The sequence below is a fragment of the Actinophytocola sp. NPDC049390 genome, assembly GCF_044466355.1.
In the GTDB taxonomy this organism is placed as follows: Bacteria; Actinomycetota; Actinomycetes; order Mycobacteriales; family Pseudonocardiaceae; genus Actinophytocola.
Genome location: NZ_JBITMQ010000025.1, coordinates 1 through 15,305, shown reverse-complemented (window position 1 = coordinate 15,305; position 15,305 = coordinate 1). Strand labels below are relative to the sequence as shown.

Here is a 15,305-nt window from a genome sequence, read left to right as displayed (position 1 = left end):
TCGCGTCGCCTGTCGAACCCACTCCGCTCGTGTGATCTGGGACAACGCGCATGACACCACCAACCAGCAATCACCTTGACGCGCTGCTCGCGAGGGCCCACGGCAGCGCGCTCGCCGACGCACTCACGGCCGCCGCCCGCGGCGGCGATCTCGAACCGGTGCTGACTTCTGCGGACGCCATCCTCGCGCAGGGCTACTACACCGGCACGCGAGGTGAGTTGATCGCGGGCATGTTGTATCGCCTCCAGCTGCACGACTACGACACCGGAACCTCCACTGCGGACTACTTCGGGCTCAGCAAACGCTTGGTGGAGAAGGAGATCTGTACGGCTGCTGACATGAAGTCTGCGACGTGCGGCGGAATCCTCATGCGCGGACTGGCCCGCGGCTGGCTGGAGCCAGAATTCTACGACCAGCTTGCAATGGCTTCCCGCGGTCATCCGGACTGGGAGCGCGCGATGTCCATAATCGCTCGCGGCGATCCCGGCCCTTTCAGAAACAAGGGCGCTACACAGGCCCGGCAGTGAAGGTCCGGGGACGGCGGTGAGCCGAGGATGCGACCGCCAGCGGCCCTCGACGCCAGCATTGAACTCGGGCGTCGAACCGTGCTCCGTTGCAAGAAGCATCACGCCGAAGGCTGTCTGCGCTGCGTCGACGTGACCCTACGGCTCGTCCGTATCGATGCCCTGCTCGCGGATGAAGGCGTCGACATCGCGCGTGTAACCCTCCCAGCCGTCGTATCGAAAGCCTGCGCGCTGGGCTTCTCGGTCGATCGTGTGCAGTGCCTCGGCGAGCTGGTGGTCGGCACCTGGGTAGAGAACCTTGCGCATGTCGGGCTCAAGGAGCAAACGCTGTGCGGCGGGTTGCGTGCGTTGGGCGTAGAACCGCGCGAAGTTCGGAAAGGTGCCGCTCTTGTTGTTGCTGTCGGCCATAGTGACCAGCGCGGCGAGGAAGTCGAACTGTGTCAGGCTGGTGAGGATCTTTTCGTCCTCGGGCTCGACGTCGGGCCGCAGCCACTCCAAGCGCCGGACGACGTTGCGGGCGCGACTCAGCAGAGAGTCGAGAACTTCGTGGTCGCCGTCGCGAGTCGTGAGCAGTTCGGCACGGCTGGCCATGGTCATCGCATGCCGAAGCCACGTTGTGTACATCTCGTGCATGTCGGCGTGCCGTCGGGCCACCAGGTCCCGTACCGCGCGCCAGTTTCTACGCCGGACAGCCAACGCGCCGAGAGCCAGCACCCGCTCGATGATCGCCAGCCACAACACCGCGGAGTGGCGCGGCGGAGCGTTGACGATAGGGGCCTCATTTTCGAATCCGACGCCGTAGATCGACACCAGCGTGTCAATGACCTGCTCAAACCACTCCCTGCGCCCCAGCTCCAGGAAGGTCGCGGCCAGGCAGGTGAGGCGGTCGAGCAGCCCAGAGGCGCTCTCCTCGTCGCCCGACCTGAACAGGGCGCGCAGGTCCGGCACCGCTCGGCTCAGCAGCCGGCGGAGGGGGATGTCGTCGTTGGCGCGCAGGAGTTCGATGGCGGCCTCGACCAGCACCTCGGGTTCGAGAGCGAGGTTGAACTCGACGGCCGGGCCTTGAGCAACGTGCTGTCCGGCGGCGCCGGCCCGGAGCTCGTCGGCGAGTCGTCGGTAGGTCTCGGCGCGCTCGGCCTCCCACCGGTCTCGCTCGCGTTCGACTCGCTGGCGAATAACCTGTTCCAGGCCCTGGTGGTTGAGTCTCACGCTCTGCGTTCCGTCGCGGTAGAACACCTCTCCTTCGCGGAACACGACTTTCGACGCCTTGCCGGGCTGGTCGTACTGGCCGTCTGCTCGGAAGAACGCGCAGCCCGCCGGGTTTGGCGGAACGTGCACGAGCACGACTTGGTGACCGTCGACGCCGTGGGCCTGGGAGTAGATCTCCAGGGTGTCCGGCAGCCACTTCAGCAGCCTGGGACGCAGGCGTGCTTCGTCGAAGAGTTTCGCCTGCTCGACGGTCAGCTTGCCCGTTGGCTTGCCTTGCCCGTCGACACCGATGACGAGGAAACCGCCGCGCACCGACATAGCGCCAACGTCCTTGGCGAGTTCGACCTGCTCCCGCTTCTCGCCCAGGTCGCAGCCCGACTTGAAGTCGAGTGTCGGGTACTCCGTCTCCAGCGCGAGCAGCTCCCGCAGCTTCTCGCGGTTGACGACGGGCTCGACCACGACCGGCTCATGGGGTTGCGGCTGCGTCATCCGCGGAGGATACGGCGTCGAACACCGTCCCAGGCGGGAGACATTCGGCGTGTCATCCGCAATTGACTTGGGGCGCAGGTCCGTTCGTGGCATTCTGACCGGCTCGCGTCTGACCGGTCCTCGGCGGGCAGGACGTGACGGTTGGGATCAGGTTGATGCTGTCAAGTCAGAGGCCGGCGGTTCGAGCGGCTGTGGTCTCATTGCTTGTGGCTGCGCTCGGCGACCTCGCGGAACACGACGGTGCCCCGAAGATCGACAAGATGCCGGATCTCCGGAACTGGTGGCGCTACGGTCAAGAGTCTTTTGTCGCCTTGCGGCCCATTGCCTGGTACATGCCTGAGCGCGTCACCAAGGTCAACTGGTTGGACACGTTCGCCGAGATGGTCGCTGTCCGCGACGCGATCGACGCTGACCCGATCTTGAGTGCCCGCGTCGACACGATGGTCGGGGTTGAGTTCTCGCTCCAACAGCGCAGACTCGACTGGTTACTGATTGAGCATCTGCTCGAACCGATGATCGTCACCACTCGTACCTACGAGTTCGACGAGGCGGCATTCGAGCTGCACTACAACCGGCTCGAAGCCGGCCTGCTGGCCGACACCGTTCGACTCGTCGAGTTCATCCCGCTCAACGGCTTTGTGTCGAGCATGACCGAAATCGCCCTGCCCGGCGGCGTGGTCATGCGTCCGATGACCGACCGGCAGATGAGCCGGGCCATCCAGGTGCTGGCAGCGCCGGCCGAGTTCAGTGGCGGCCCCAACAGCGTGCAGGTCTCGCGCTTCCACCAGTGGGCCGTGACCAGGGAGCAGAGCTATCCGGTTCGGTCGTACAAGCAGGGGATGCCCGAACAGCCGCAGCCCCCTGCTTTTCCCAGGCTGGAGGAGCCTGTTCAGAGACTTGTTACTGCGCTGCGTGTGGTGTGCGGAGGATCGGTGGTAGCCACGCGTCCGATCCACCTGCAGCATGACGACAACTTGCCTCGGGACATCGAGGGCAGCGCTGTTCTCCCTGCTGTCGGCCTCGCCGATGTCAACCGGCCGACCTTGCTCCTGACCGAGGAGCACGTCGACGATGTGCGGAGGGTGTACGAGGCGCTCGCGGCCCCCGCGGTCGCGCGGGATCGCTCGTTGCAGGTCGCCCTCCGGCGGTTCGTCTTCGCCGGCTCGAAGTCCCTGCCCGAGGATCGACTCATCGACCTCAACATCTGCTCCGAGGCTCTGTTCATCAAGCGCCGCAAGATCAAAGGAGGGCAGAAGGGGACACCGCGGCGGATGCGGCCGGACAGCTGCTGGCTGCTGACCCGGTGCTCGGAGTCGAGCGAACGGAGATCGGGAGGTTCTTCAAGGAGGCGTACCGGTTGCGGAATGCGGAGATCCACGGTGATCACCCTGTCCAGAGGACGATGACGCTCCTCGGCGGAGCAAAGACCGACGACCTCGCTCGCTTCATTGAGGACCTTGCTCGCCTCCTGGGGCGTGCGATTCAGCTGGTGCTCGCCGAGCTCACACGGCCACAGCATGAAGGTCATGCTCCTCGGCCGGCCTGACGCTGGCCTTCAACGTCCACGCCGGGCGCCGACGCCAGCGTCCAAAGTCCAAGTCGACCCGGACTCGAACACGGGGCCTTGAGCAAACGGTGCGTGGGCCAGGACCGACCCGACCTCATTTACGAGTTCCGTTGGGACGGACCCAGGCTGGCTTCACCCTGCCGAGGCGCTGACTGGATGAAACAGCGGGCAGCTGCGGAACGACGTCTTCAGTGCGGCGTGCCTGACCCCTTGGGGCACGCCTGCGACCCCGGCCTCGGCCCCTGTTCGCCGGGGTCGCGCTGCGCCCCGGTCGCGGCGACGCGGCCTCAGTAGTACTGGCGGACTTGCTTGCTCAGGAAGAGAAAGCGCCGCGACATGGTCATCAGGTGGTGATAGACCGCGTGCGGCGCCTTGGCCTCGACGAGCAGGTTGAGGACGAACAGCCAATAGGCGCTTTCGGACATCTCGTACAGTTCGGCGGCGCTTTGGTGCAGTGGTACGGGGTCGCCGTGTCCGATGTTGTTGCGGAGCTCCTTCACGCGCTTGCACCAGCGTTCGATGGCATCTCCCTGTCCCACCAGCGCCTCGAACGGCTGCGCCACGTTGTCAGCGAGCCGCAGAAGTCGCTTCTCACGTGCTCCGACGTCTGCGGACACGTCTTCCAAGTAGACTGGTGGAGGATTCGGAGGGTCGTTACGTGGCAAGGAAACCGAAGAGGTACTCGCCAGAATTGAGGGCCGAGGTAGTCAAGGCGGTCCTCGAGGGCGGGCTGAGCTATACCGAGGCGGCGCGCGATTTTGATCTGGTCCCGCAGACTGTGCATAACTGGGTCGCTGCCGAAAAGAAGAAGAGGGACGAGGGGCAATCCGCCGGTGCGCGCGGCCAGGTGGTGGACGACTTGGAACGGCGTATCCGTGAGCTGGAACAAGAGAACGCGTTCCTGAAAAAAGCGGCGGCCTTCTTCGCGAAAGAACAACGGTAGCGGAGCGATACGCGTGTATCGCGGCGGAGAAGGCCCATTTCGATGTGGCACTGATGTGCCGATTGCTCGGCGTATCGCGTTCGGGCTTCTACGACTGGGATCGTCGCGCCGTGTCGAAACAGGCGCGACGTCGGGAATGGTTGACTGAGCAGGTTCGCGCGGTGTTCGCCAGCTCGCAACGTACCTATGGCTATCGAAGGGTGCACGCGGAATTGCTGCGGCGCGGTGTGCGGGTGGACGACGAGTTGGTCCGGCGGCTCATGCGCACCGCAGGGCTCATGCCGGTGCAGGTCAAGCCTCGCCGCGGCCTCACGGTGGCCGATCGGGTCACCGGCCCGATCCCGGACCTGGTCCGACGCGACTTCACGGCGCCGGCGCCCGGTGCGAAGCTGGTCGGCGACATAACGCAAGTCAACACCGGTGAAGGACCATTGTTCCTGGCCACAGTGATCGATTGCTACTCCAAAAGCGTTCTTGGATGGTCCGTGGAGGACAAGTACAATGCCGGACTGGTCTGTGCGGCGATGACGATGGCAGCAGGCCGCATTCAGTTGCCCCAGGGCGCCATATTTCACTCCGACCGCGGCAGTCAGTACACGTCCTACGATTTCGCGCGGCTACTACGGGAGGAGGGTGTCCGGCAATCAGTCGGACGGACCGGAATCTGTTTCGATAATTCCATGGCTGAGTCGTTCTTCGGGAAGTTCAAAACCGAGTGGGTCCACCATCGATCTTTCTCGACCCGCGAAGAAGCTCGACGGGAGATCATCAAGTTCATCGAGGGTTTCTATAATCCGCGTCGATTGCACTCAGGACTGGGATACCGGACACCGTTCGAGGTGCTCAACGAATGGTTTACCGATCAGCAAGCAGCATGATACAGTCCGCTTTAGTCGAGTCCGAAATCTTCGGAGCACGCCACTTCACCAGGATGTACCCGTCCTGGTGTTGCTGTTTGTCGAGCCCTTCCAGCGCCGCCACACGTGTGAAGAAAGAGTCTTGCACCGTCGGGGCCGTGTCGTAGCGTGGACGCAGAACTTGCCGCACCAGCGCACGATGGTCTCGAATCACGCCGAGGAAGCGCCGAAGGCCGTCAACGCCGCCTAGCTGGGCGTAGGTAAACGCCATGCGGTCGTCGGTCAGCTGCTTGCGGTGCGGATCCGCCTGCACTCGCCACTGCTCATGCACGTCGACGAGCTGACGAGTCGAGCCGTCTGGCTTGGTCAGGGCAGGATGGCTGTAGTGGACGTCGTCGAACGCCACGACCCGGTCCGCGGCGATGGTGACCGCTGCCAACAGGTCGAAGGCGTGCTCTAAGGCGGAGTCGAGCTCGACCGGCGCATCGAACTCGAACCGGGGTGTGGCGGTCTGCCGCAGTTCGGTACGGCCCACGTCGACGGTGAAGCTCAGCCGGTGAATCAGGTTGAGTCGGGCACCCGCGTCCAAGGGGATGACTTCGGTCTGCTGGTCGGCGATCGGGATGCTGTCGGCGAGCGCTTCTGGGGCCGGGACCATCTTGGGTGCGCCGTCGAGCAGCCAGAGCACCAGGTCGCTGATGCGGGTGACAAGCCGGTCCAGGTCCACCGGCTCGCCGTGCCCGTAGTACGCGTTGACCAGCAGCTTGCCCACGGCGAAGCGCTGGCGACGGCCGAACGGGTTCTCGAAAGTGCGTCGACAGTCATCGAGGGTCAGGCCACCATGAGCGGTCTCGCCCACTATGCGCTGGTAGTTCGGTGTCGGACGCTGATTGATGCGATCGGAGATGTCCGCGAAGCTGCCGATCAGCGACAACGTACCTCCCGCTGTCGGGGAGAAAGTGACAACTCCGCTGATCTTGTTGTCCGGGTTGTCTGGCAACCAGAACTCGCCGTCGAACTGCACTTCGCCTGCCATCGCTTCCCTCATCGGACTCTGTGTTGAGTCGAACCGGCCAGCGTAGACCGGCCCTCCGCGCCGACCAAGCGAGTTCCGCATCAATCAGGTCGGCGTGATCCCGAGGCGTGCGGAACCCGACGATGCCCCTCCACAGCCTCGTGTCGCACCGAGCCCGAACGTCCGCCCCACGGTAAACAGGTGAGAGCCGGCTGCCGCCTCACACGGCGGAACGAGGCTTGTGTCGGCCAGTGTGAGGTGCTGAAGGGGGAGGGCTGCAGTGGCGCCGAAGGGACCGCAAAACTCGTTCAACTTGCTGATCGGCGACTACCTTCGCGTCACTACTGATCGTCCGGCGGTATCGGGCCGGGGAGCGGACGAGGGCTTCGCCCGCATTGAACGGATTGAACATCTCGCCGAAGACCTTGCGCGGGAGATCTTCACGCGCGAGTCCGTCGACTTTGGCCCGGTGCCAGTGGTGTGGTGTCACGGTATTCCCGGTCCGCTAGTGCTGCGCGGTGGTGACGTGCACGTTCTCGATCACGCTAACCCCGGCCGTGTTCGCCACGATGAAGCGCACCCGTGGTGGCCGCCCGCCGAGAAGGTCCTCCTGCGGGGCGCCGTGGCCGCGGGCCACGAGCCTTACCGGTGGCGCCGTGAACCCATACCGTGGACCGGGCAAGTCACCTGGGCGGACGCAGACTGGCCGCCTCGTGCGCCGTATCGGGCGACCGGGTTCCCCAAGTCCGCCTCGGCTTTGCTCGTGGGGGACTATCTGCGGATCCATCGCGATCGCTGGCCTGAGTGCGACCAGGATGTCGACGAGGGCTTCGCCCGAGTCGAGCACCTGCGCTTGCTCAATCCCGAGCTGACGCAGCAGCTGTTCGTCGACTCGGTCTGGGGTGGCACCGTCGTCGTGGCCAGCGTGTACGGGCTGCCCGGTGTGCTGATGCTGCGCGGCGAGGACACGGTCGAGGTCCAGGCAGTGCCCAATCCGGAGCGAGCAGCCTGGGAGGCCCGCAACCGGTGGTCGGGCCAGCCGTCGATGGTGTTCATCGACAGCCACGCGCCCACCGACGCCGAGCGGCAGGCCGCCGAGGCGATCGACGTGGCGCGCCGACCGCAGGCCGACGAGGCCGGCCGGTATCCGAGCCGGTTCAGCGACCCCTTTCAGCGCCGGCTGGCGCTGGAGTCCCGCTACGGGCTGCGCACCGTGCCGTTGTCAGCTTTGCCCTGGCCACATGGCCAGTCCAACTGCCGGATGGGCCGCATCGCCGACACCTACAAGGCGGTCGCGGCAGACGAGCAGACCGCCCACGCCGCAGCTTTCCTGTCGGCGGAAGGCCGCGAGACGATGTCTTCCTGCTCGTACCATGTCTTCCTGCTCGTACCATCAGCCCGATTGGCCGCGCCTGGTCCGCATCCTCACCGAAATCCTTGACACCGCCGACGGGCAGGACCCTCAGCCACAGCGGCACCCGGACTACGTCCTGCTCTCGGCCGAAGACAAGCAGTGGCTGCAGACCTTGCTGATCGATCCGATCGAATGGGACGACCGCGACCAGATGCTGACCAATGGCCAGCACCGCCTCTGCGCCCTGCGCGCCGCCGAAGTGCAGCACTGCCCGGTCAGGGGGCGCTACCTACCCGACACAACCCACGGTGCCGCGATCCCTGCCGCCGACCATGCCCGAGCCGCGATCCGCGTGAGCTGGCAGGACTACGCCGCTGCACGGCGGTGGCCTCGATGGACCGGCACCCTGGTTGACAAGCTCCCGTCCGCGATCCAGATGCGCCTGCTCGCACGGGGCCAGCGTGTTCGTCGATCACCTTTCTTGTGACCCTGCCAGCGGGACTAGCTGCTGTCCGAATTGACCGTTCCGGGGTGGCATCGCTCGTTCGTGTCACGGCGTTCGTGGCTACCGTCCCTGGTTGTGACCACCACACCGTCCGCTGACCGTTCGCGTACCGCACTGGATCTGGTCGTCGAGGCGATCGCCCGGCTGCAGACGACAGACCCGAGTGACACGACGGCGTCATTGCTGGCGGCATGGCATGGTTTCGGCACCGCCGAGGCGGCTGGCCAGTTCCTCGCCCAGGACAACGTCGATGACGCGGTACTGGCCCGGAACGCCCGGCCGGTGATGGCGGCCGTGGCCGTGCTGCTGCGTGAGGCTCCGTCACTGCCCTATACCGACGAGGTCGTCGAGACCGTGGATGGCCTGGTTCCCGACGGCTTCCAGATTCCCGCCGATGACCGGACGATCGTCTACTACAACCCAGGCCAGCCGCTCGATGAGTCAGCAGCGGGGATCGTGCGGCGGAGCATCCAGACGTTGGCGCTGATGTTGAACACGCTGCTGCCGCAGGCAGCCGAGCACGCCGAGCACCCTGCTGACCGGGTCGCGTGCGAGCACGGCACCCGGCTCGCCTACGAGCTCGGATGCTGCTGGGAAGGACAGCTGAGCTCCTTCCTCAACAGCTCCCGCGACCTGAGCGCGCCGGGTCGACCTCGCAGGCAGTCGGGCAAAAACACCAGGCACAAGCGCACGAAGAAGAGGGCCTGACCACCGATGCTGCCCACGGACCGGCTGGTCCTCATCGACTTGGAGAACGTGGTCGGCTTCCGGCCAAAACCCCGCACCCTGCGCGCTCGGATCACCGCCCTGCTCGATGCCGCCGGACCGCGCCATCACGCCGTCGCGGCATATGCAGCCGCCGATGCCGAGGACGACCTCATGGCCTCGGCGCTCGCCTGCCTGAACGTCGCGCCTCTCAGGGTGTCGCCAGGCCCGGACGCTGCGGAGACCGCGCTGCTGGCGCACGCGAGACGAATGCAGGCCGAGGGATGCGTGCTGTTCACGGTCTGCTCCAGCGATCGCGCATTCGCCTCGCTGGCCGACGGCGAGTCGGCCCAGGTGGAGGTACTGACCTGGGAGGGACAACCAGTGAGCTCGAAACTCGAACAAGTGGTCAACCACGTCCGCCGGTTGCCCAGGCCGGGGACCGAGGCATCCGTCACCGAGCCCACGATGCCCGCCGCGCTACCGGGCGCTGCAGCTCCAATGCGGTACCGGCAAGGCCGCCCCGCGCGCCAGCCGCTGGACAGTTTGACCGCTGGATTGGTCACTGGCATCGGCATTGCGCTGGGACAGCGCCTGGCGGATGAGTTTCTGTCACGGCGAGGCAGAAACACTTGACTGCGAGTTTGGAGGCCCAATTTCACCGACTCGGGTCTCACGGCACACGACTCCCGCAGCCGGCGGACCTGTTCCAGCTGCTATCCCGCATCCGTTACATACCACATCGGTTACAGAGGGTTCCCGAGTGTAACGGGTGGTCGCGCCGGCCCGACGTGGTTGGCGACATGATCACGGGCCGGAACCCTGTCGTCCGTGATCATGCTGGCGGCCGTTCTGGTGAAGGTCGTCCGGTCGAGTAGCGGTGGTTCTGGGGGGAATGCCAGGTTGGACGAGATGGCTACCGGTGCAGAGTCCGCAGGTACAGAGGGTCGCCCTGCTGCGACGCGAACTCAGCACGCCATTCGGTTGCTAGTTCTGCTCGATGGATGCGGTACTCCGACCGTGGATGGAGATCCGCCCGGAACGGTCAAGTCGGTCCGAAGCGAGCTGCGGCTCCAGGCGATGGACTTCTGGCTGCGAAACCCGGACTACCTCGCCGACGAGCTGGTGTCGATGGTGGAAACTGGCACGGCCGACGCTGGTCACCTGAACACAGCGCGGTCGCTCCTGGACGATCCAGAGCCTGACCTGCGTTGGTACCCGATGCCGCGCTGGTTCTTCGGCGCCTACGAGCAGCTCGATGACGCGTTCTCCATCCTCGAAACGTACGGCCTCGCCACGTTGCGCCGTACTGGGCAGCCAGGCAAGAAGAGCAAGCGCAACCAGTTCTTCCTGACGCAGGCCGGGGCCGCCGCGGTCGCTGAGCTCGCGAAGGATTCGACTCTGGGCTGGTACGCCAAGCAGGTGAAGCTGGTCGCGTTGGTCGCGGGGGACGACGGTGGGCAGGCTCTGAAGGACCGGCAATACCTGCAGGCCACATACGCGGGGACCGAGCTGGGGGTCGCCATCGCGCCGATCGCGCTGCGGGTGCGCGAACGGCTGGACGCGTTGAGCGCCGGCGCATCGGTATCGGCTGCTGGAGAAGCCGGTCAGGAAGGGGACCAGACGTGAGTGCTCTCGGCAAGGAGGTTGTTGAGGTCCTGGCCAGGCGGCGGGCAGGCGGTCCGCTCAGCATCACTGTCGACGAGGTCGACAAGATCCTCAGCGGGCTCGGTGTCCCGCTCGGCGGCACCAAGGCGGTGCCAGTGCCGCTGCGAGCGACCCGGATGTACTTCAGTGGGACGAAGTGGCTCAAACCGGATCACCCCGATGCCCATGGACACGCGCTGGTCGATGTAGCAGACCTCCCCGAGTGGATCCGACCGGTCGTTGACAAGCGCTCGGCCGGAGCGGTCTCGGCCGGACATGGTGAGGCATCGGAGGTCGATGAACAGGCAGGACCAAGGGCGCGGGTCCCATTTCACTTCGAATGGTCGCCGCAGCCCGGTGTCAACGGGATTGGCTCGGGCCGGAACCTACGCGGCAAGTCAACCCTGTTGAACGTTCTCATGTGGTCGCTGACCGGCCGGTGTCCGCAGTTCCAAAACGATGTCCGCAGCTGGATCGAACATGTCGAAGTCGATTGGAAGGTGGGCGTCGAGCGGCTGCGGGTCGAGTTCGATGCGGTGGACGGGGTGGCCGCCGGACAGGTGATCAGGATTATGGAGGCGGACTCGGACGCCAGATCTACGGTCCTCGGGCAGTTCGACGGCGCAGACTTCGAGGGCGTCATGGGCTCGCTGATGATGACTCGGTTGAGGTTGGAGAACATCCCGGTCTGGACAGATACGGCGGCTCGGGTGCACGCGTGGCCCGCGTACTCCAGTTCGTTTGTGGTCCGCGCAAACCAGCTCGATCCTATCGTCGGCAACGAACAGACCATCGGCCTGCGGATGATGCAGATGTTCATCGGTACGGACTGGGCACCGGTGCAGGCTGCCGCAATGACGGCGCGGCGCGGCATGGATACGGCACGAGACGCCGCGAAGGACAAGGCCCAGGCGGCTGGCGAGGCGGTGGAGGCAAGCCGACGCGCGGCGGAGAAGCAGGTCCAGGACGTCCGAACGAAGATCGGGAAGCTGCCGGCCGAGACACCGGACATGCAGCTGGTGCTCGACGCCGCGACCCGCGCATCCGACCTCGCGCGAGAGGTTCACAAGCTTGAGGCGAAGCTGATCGCGCAGACGTCGCTCGCTGGAACAGCACGTCAACAGCTCAAGGCAGTGAAGGCCCGCGTGCATACCAGCTACGAGGACGCGCTCGCGGCTAGGTTCTTCCATCACATGCGTCCGTCGGTGTGCCCACGCTGCGCTGCGCAGGTCACTCCGGAACGGCAGGCTGCGGAACCGGACAAACACGAGTGTTCGGTGTGCACCAGTGAACTGAATCTGAAGGCCCTCCAGTCCGATGTCATCGTGGCCGCATCGGTACCGGACGAGCTCGTGGCCGGCCTGGTCGCAAGGACGTCCGGAAGTGACGGCGAGGATCCGGATGCTGAAGAAGGGCCCCTGGACGAGGTTGAAGCGGCGCAGGCCGCAGTGGCCGCGGCCGAAGCCGCGGTGGCGGAGCTGACTGCCGAGATCGCGACGCTGACGACGGAACGGGACGAGGCGGCGGCGCGAGTAGAGGTGGGGAGCGCACTTCTATCGGCCGCGAGTGAGCGTCGTGTGCTCGAACTGGACTTGGCCCGCGCCGAAGGTGCTCTGGGGGCGCTGACCCGGTCGAGCGACCCGGCGACGGTTGACCCGGTCGATCCGGTGCACCTCGCCGTCGTGGAAGCAGCCGAGCAGGTGCTCAAGAAGTGGGTGAAGAACGACCAGGACCCGATGCTGGTCCAGATCTCCGCTGACATCGAACGCCTGACTCAGAGCTTCGGCGCCGACAACCTCAGCGGCTTCGCTCTCAGCGGCGGAGCGAACATGACGCTCCGAGAGAACGGCGTCAAGCAGACCTACTCCGGACTTACAGCCGGCGAGAAGCTGCGGGTCAAGATCGCGACCGCCATCGCGCTCATCCAGCACGGTTACGTCGAGGGGATCGGTCGCCACCCCGGTTTCCTCGTCCTGGACTCGCCGTCCGCCGAGGAGATGCCGGAGGAGGACCTCGCCACCATGGTCAGGGCTTTGCGGGACGTCGCGGGCGAGGCCGAGATGCAGATCTTCGTCGCCACCCGCAACGCCGCCCCGCTCGTTGATCTACTTCCGCAAGCCAATCGGGTTGTCGCGGAGGGTAACGCCTACGTTTGGTGAGAACCTGCACGGTAATTGCTGACGAGAGGAACGCCATGAGCGGCAGTGCGGCCGTCGAGCTGGAGGGGGATCTCACCGCGCTCCTTTCGGCAAACGCGGGTGGCCCGCCGGTCGAGGGCGCTTTCGCGACGCTTGGTGGCTGGGAGCGATTGGCTCGGGAAGCCGCTGACCTCGCCGACAGCCCGGTGCTTCCGCCGCTCGTCCATCTGGTCGCGCACGAGGCAGCCAACTCCGGCGGCCGGACCGACAGCTATCCGGCAGCCATGCGCCGCGTATCAGCTGCGGTCACATCCTCCACGAGTCCGGCCATCCTCACCGACAGCTTGGAGGCTCTGCTCACCAGTGGACCCGCGCTGAACGAGGTCGGCGGCGTTCTGGCCAAAGCCCTGGAGGATGCTGTCCAGAAATTCCTCGACTTACCGGACCCGGACAGCCGCGCCGCCCTGAGAACAGCAAGCGCGCTGGAGGCCCGCACCCGACTTGCCCTGTGCGGGATCGGATCACCATTCGCGTTGCTAGCTCTTCTGGAACGTTTCGATGCACCGATGCCCAAGCCGCTCGGCACCGCGGTTGTCCGCGCCGTCGGTGTCGCCGTCGACCACTGGCCCCACGCCGCGAGCCTCGCCGGTGTTGTCCGCGTCATCGCTGGGATCGACCCCCCAGCCGGCCGGTTGCGTCCAGATGCCGACCCCGAGGACGTCGCCTCCGACGCCGCGTGGGTGCTGGCGGGTATCGAACTGGTCGGCGCACTCCGCGCCGCGGACCTTCCGCTCATGCTGAGCAACCTCGAAGCTTCCGCACGGTACTTGCAGGTCGCCTGGGACTCCTACGAGCGTGAGGACGCCAGCGTCCTTCTGACCGTGGTGGAAGTGCTGTGCGCGCTCCTCGACGAGTCCTCGGCGAGGCCGCAGGTGGCGGCCCTGTCGACACCTCGACTCGAACCACGCGCACTGGCCGACCTGGCTGAGCGGGTTCGCCGGATCAACGTGACGTCCATGGGTCTGAATCATTGGTATGGGGATCCGAAGCGAGCAGCGCTGCTGGCGTGGTCACAACTGGCCGACGACCTGGGCAGGCTCCGGGAAGAGTTTGAGCGGGATAGCTTCTACAAAGCCGAGGTCGTTGTCGACGACCTACTCCAGATCTACCTGGGCTCGCGCTCCGCGGCTGTCGTCTCTCACGAGGAGGACATTGGCGGCCTGCTCAGGCTCGTTCAGCCGGTCATCGAGTCGGGGTTCGCCAGGACGGCGGGCCTGCTGAGCAACCTCGAAGATCACACCCACGCCTTGGAACAGGAAGCCGCGACCGCGGCGGGCGACCGTCAACGCGAGGTCACCGAGAAACTCACTGCCGCGCAAACGGTCCTTCAAGCGGCGAAGGCGCAAGCATTGGCCGGTGCAGGGCCGGGAAAAGGCGGTAGCGGCACGGCAACCGCGTCGCTGCCGCAACCCCTCAACCAACTTGTCCTGCCAGGATCCGCGGCAGCGATCGAACTTGCCGAGAAAGTGTCGCCCGAGACCCTCGCTGAACTCGCCAAAGCGGTCAGCGACAAAACCATCGGCAGACACAGCCTCAACCTGATCGAGGCAGAGGTGTACTCCGCGATCCGATCGTGTCTGGAGACGAGCCCCGACTACGTCAGGGAGCCGAAGGATGCAGTGGACGACGTTCTTCGGCTGATCATCCAGTTCGTCAGCTCACGGACTAATGCCCAATCGGACCTGTACCCGTACCTGTTCGACCCGAAGGCCGTCGAAGGCCACATCCACAAGGACCTCCTTGACTACCTGAAGTCCAGCAGCCTGGGCGCGATCGCCGAGTTCGAGGTCCAGCACGTCGGCGGCGGGCGAATCGACCTGCGACTCAAGTTCAGCGGATTCAGCATCTGCATCGAGATGAAGGTCGATTCGATGAAGCAGCCCTTGAGCGACAAGCAGGCGTACCTCAAGCAGGCGGTCACGTATCAGACCACGGATATCCGAATCGGATTCCTGGTTTCACTGCGCCACAAGGCGTTCGATCCAACTGGGGCTCCACCACACCTGAGCGCGCTCATCGGGCATACGGTGTTCGATGTGCCAGGTGACGAAGTGCCGAGGCACATCGTCACCGTAAGCGTTCCTGGCAGCCGGACCAAACCGTCGGACATGAAGTAGGGCCGGCTCGGTCCCAGCCGGTGGAACCGGTCGCGGCAGGTCCGGCCGCAGGTAGCGACGCACGGTGGCAGCCCGCGTCACCTGGCTTCCGCAGCTGTTGTAGCGAGATAGTCCGTGAATCTGGGGGTTGACGTGCGGAAACGTGCCGTCGGTTGGTGGGACGGTGTGTATCTAG

14 protein-coding genes are annotated in these 15,305 nt (G+C 65.4%); 11 read left to right on the top strand and 3 right to left on the bottom strand.

The window, feature by feature from the left end:
- Nucleotides 1-50: 50 nt before the first annotated feature.
- Nucleotides 51-527 (top strand): hypothetical protein, encoded by a 477-nt coding sequence (locus ACIBVP_RS42920; RefSeq protein ID WP_168520320.1) that lies wholly within the window; start codon nt 51-53, stop codon nt 525-527.
- A 135-nt stretch (nt 528-662) separates the two neighbouring features.
- Here the strand turns inward: ACIBVP_RS42920 and ACIBVP_RS42915 are convergent, their stop codons facing one another.
- Entirely contained in the window at nt 663-2,222 is a 1,560-nt protein-coding gene (locus ACIBVP_RS42915) for a helix-turn-helix domain-containing protein (protein WP_168520321.1), read from the bottom strand.
- Between the two features lie 206 nt (nt 2,223-2,428).
- On the opposite strand from ACIBVP_RS42915, the gene ACIBVP_RS42910 reads away from it, so the two are divergent.
- Complete coding sequence (locus ACIBVP_RS42910) at nt 2,429-3,628, top strand: hypothetical protein (protein ID WP_210718103.1); 1,200 nt, start codon at nt 2,429-2,431, stop codon at nt 3,626-3,628.
- A 448-nt stretch (nt 3,629-4,076) separates the two neighbouring features.
- On the opposite strand, the gene ACIBVP_RS42905 is transcribed toward ACIBVP_RS42910, so the two are convergent.
- Nucleotides 4,077-4,406, bottom strand: a complete 330-nt coding sequence (locus ACIBVP_RS42905; protein ID WP_168520322.1) for a HEPN domain-containing protein — start codon at nt 4,404-4,406, stop codon at nt 4,077-4,079.
- A gap of 17 nt (nt 4,407-4,423) precedes the next feature.
- Here ACIBVP_RS42905 and ACIBVP_RS42900 point away from each other — a divergent pair, with 17 nt between their 5' ends.
- Together ACIBVP_RS42900 and ACIBVP_RS42895 are read left to right on the top strand one after the other, a co-directional pair.
- Nucleotides 4,424-4,732 (top strand): transposase, encoded by a 309-nt coding sequence (locus ACIBVP_RS42900; RefSeq protein WP_396112369.1) that lies wholly within the window; start codon nt 4,424-4,426, stop codon nt 4,730-4,732.
- 17 nt (nt 4,733-4,749) lie between these two features.
- On the top strand, nt 4,750-5,610 hold the full coding sequence (locus ACIBVP_RS42895; protein WP_312871834.1) for an IS3 family transposase: 861 nt from the start codon (nt 4,750-4,752) through the stop codon (nt 5,608-5,610).
- On the opposite strand, the gene ACIBVP_RS42890 is transcribed toward ACIBVP_RS42895, so the two are convergent.
- Complete coding sequence (locus ACIBVP_RS42890) at nt 5,588-6,625, bottom strand: hypothetical protein (RefSeq protein ID WP_168520324.1); 1,038 nt, start codon at nt 6,623-6,625, stop codon at nt 5,588-5,590. The two genes, ACIBVP_RS42895 and ACIBVP_RS42890, sit on opposite strands and share 23 nt — an antisense overlap.
- A 259-nt stretch (nt 6,626-6,884) precedes the next feature.
- Here ACIBVP_RS42890 and ACIBVP_RS42885 point away from each other — a divergent pair, with 259 nt between their 5' ends.
- From ACIBVP_RS42885 to ACIBVP_RS42855, 7 genes are all read left to right on the top strand, one after another.
- Nucleotides 6,885-8,045 (top strand): hypothetical protein, encoded by a 1,161-nt coding sequence (locus tag ACIBVP_RS42885; RefSeq protein ID WP_168520325.1) that lies wholly within the window; start codon nt 6,885-6,887, stop codon nt 8,043-8,045.
- Nucleotides 7,978-8,445, top strand: coding sequence for a hypothetical protein (locus ACIBVP_RS42880; protein WP_168520326.1), 468 nt, complete (start codon nt 7,978-7,980; stop codon nt 8,443-8,445). Before ACIBVP_RS42885 ends, ACIBVP_RS42880 begins: the two co-directional genes overlap by 68 nt.
- A gap of 93 nt (nt 8,446-8,538) precedes the next feature.
- On the top strand, nt 8,539-9,171 hold the full coding sequence (locus ACIBVP_RS42875; RefSeq protein ID WP_168520327.1) for a hypothetical protein: 633 nt from the start codon (nt 8,539-8,541) through the stop codon (nt 9,169-9,171).
- A gap of 6 nt (nt 9,172-9,177) precedes the next feature.
- Nucleotides 9,178-9,804: a hypothetical protein gene (locus ACIBVP_RS42870; RefSeq protein WP_168520328.1), complete on the top strand. Its 627-nt coding sequence runs from the start codon at nt 9,178-9,180 to the stop codon at nt 9,802-9,804.
- 444 nt (nt 9,805-10,248) lie between these two features.
- Nucleotides 10,249-10,797, top strand: coding sequence for a hypothetical protein (locus ACIBVP_RS42865; protein ID WP_168520329.1), 549 nt, complete (start codon nt 10,249-10,251; stop codon nt 10,795-10,797).
- Nucleotides 10,794-12,974 (top strand): ATP-binding protein, encoded by a 2,181-nt coding sequence (locus tag ACIBVP_RS42860; RefSeq protein WP_168520330.1) that lies wholly within the window; start codon nt 10,794-10,796, stop codon nt 12,972-12,974. Before ACIBVP_RS42865 ends, ACIBVP_RS42860 begins: the two co-directional genes overlap by 4 nt.
- A 35-nt stretch (nt 12,975-13,009) precedes the next feature.
- Nucleotides 13,010-15,130 (top strand): hypothetical protein, encoded by a 2,121-nt coding sequence (locus tag ACIBVP_RS42855; protein ID WP_168520331.1) that lies wholly within the window; start codon nt 13,010-13,012, stop codon nt 15,128-15,130.
- Nucleotides 15,131-15,305: the final 175 nt, after the last annotated feature.

What these genes read in the sequence shown, in the direction of transcription:
- ACIBVP_RS42920 (WP_168520320.1), top strand. Translation starts at nt 51, where the DNA reads ATGACACCACCAACCAGCAATCACCTTGACGCGCTGCTCGCGAGGGCC.
- ACIBVP_RS42915 (WP_168520321.1), bottom strand. Translation starts at nt 2,222, where the DNA reads ATGACGCAGCCGCAACCCCATGAGCCGGTCGTGGTCGAGCCCGTCGTC.
- ACIBVP_RS42890 (WP_168520324.1), bottom strand. Translation starts at nt 6,625, where the DNA reads ATGGCAGGCGAAGTGCAGTTCGACGGCGAGTTCTGGTTGCCAGACAAC.
- ACIBVP_RS42880 (WP_168520326.1), top strand. Translation starts at nt 7,978, where the DNA reads ATGTCTTCCTGCTCGTACCATCAGCCCGATTGGCCGCGCCTGGTCCGC.
- ACIBVP_RS42870 (WP_168520328.1), top strand. Translation starts at nt 9,178, where the DNA reads ATGCTGCCCACGGACCGGCTGGTCCTCATCGACTTGGAGAACGTGGTC.
- ACIBVP_RS42865 (WP_168520329.1), top strand. Translation starts at nt 10,249, where the DNA reads ATGGACTTCTGGCTGCGAAACCCGGACTACCTCGCCGACGAGCTGGTG.
- ACIBVP_RS42855 (WP_168520331.1), top strand. Translation starts at nt 13,010, where the DNA reads ATGAGCGGCAGTGCGGCCGTCGAGCTGGAGGGGGATCTCACCGCGCTC.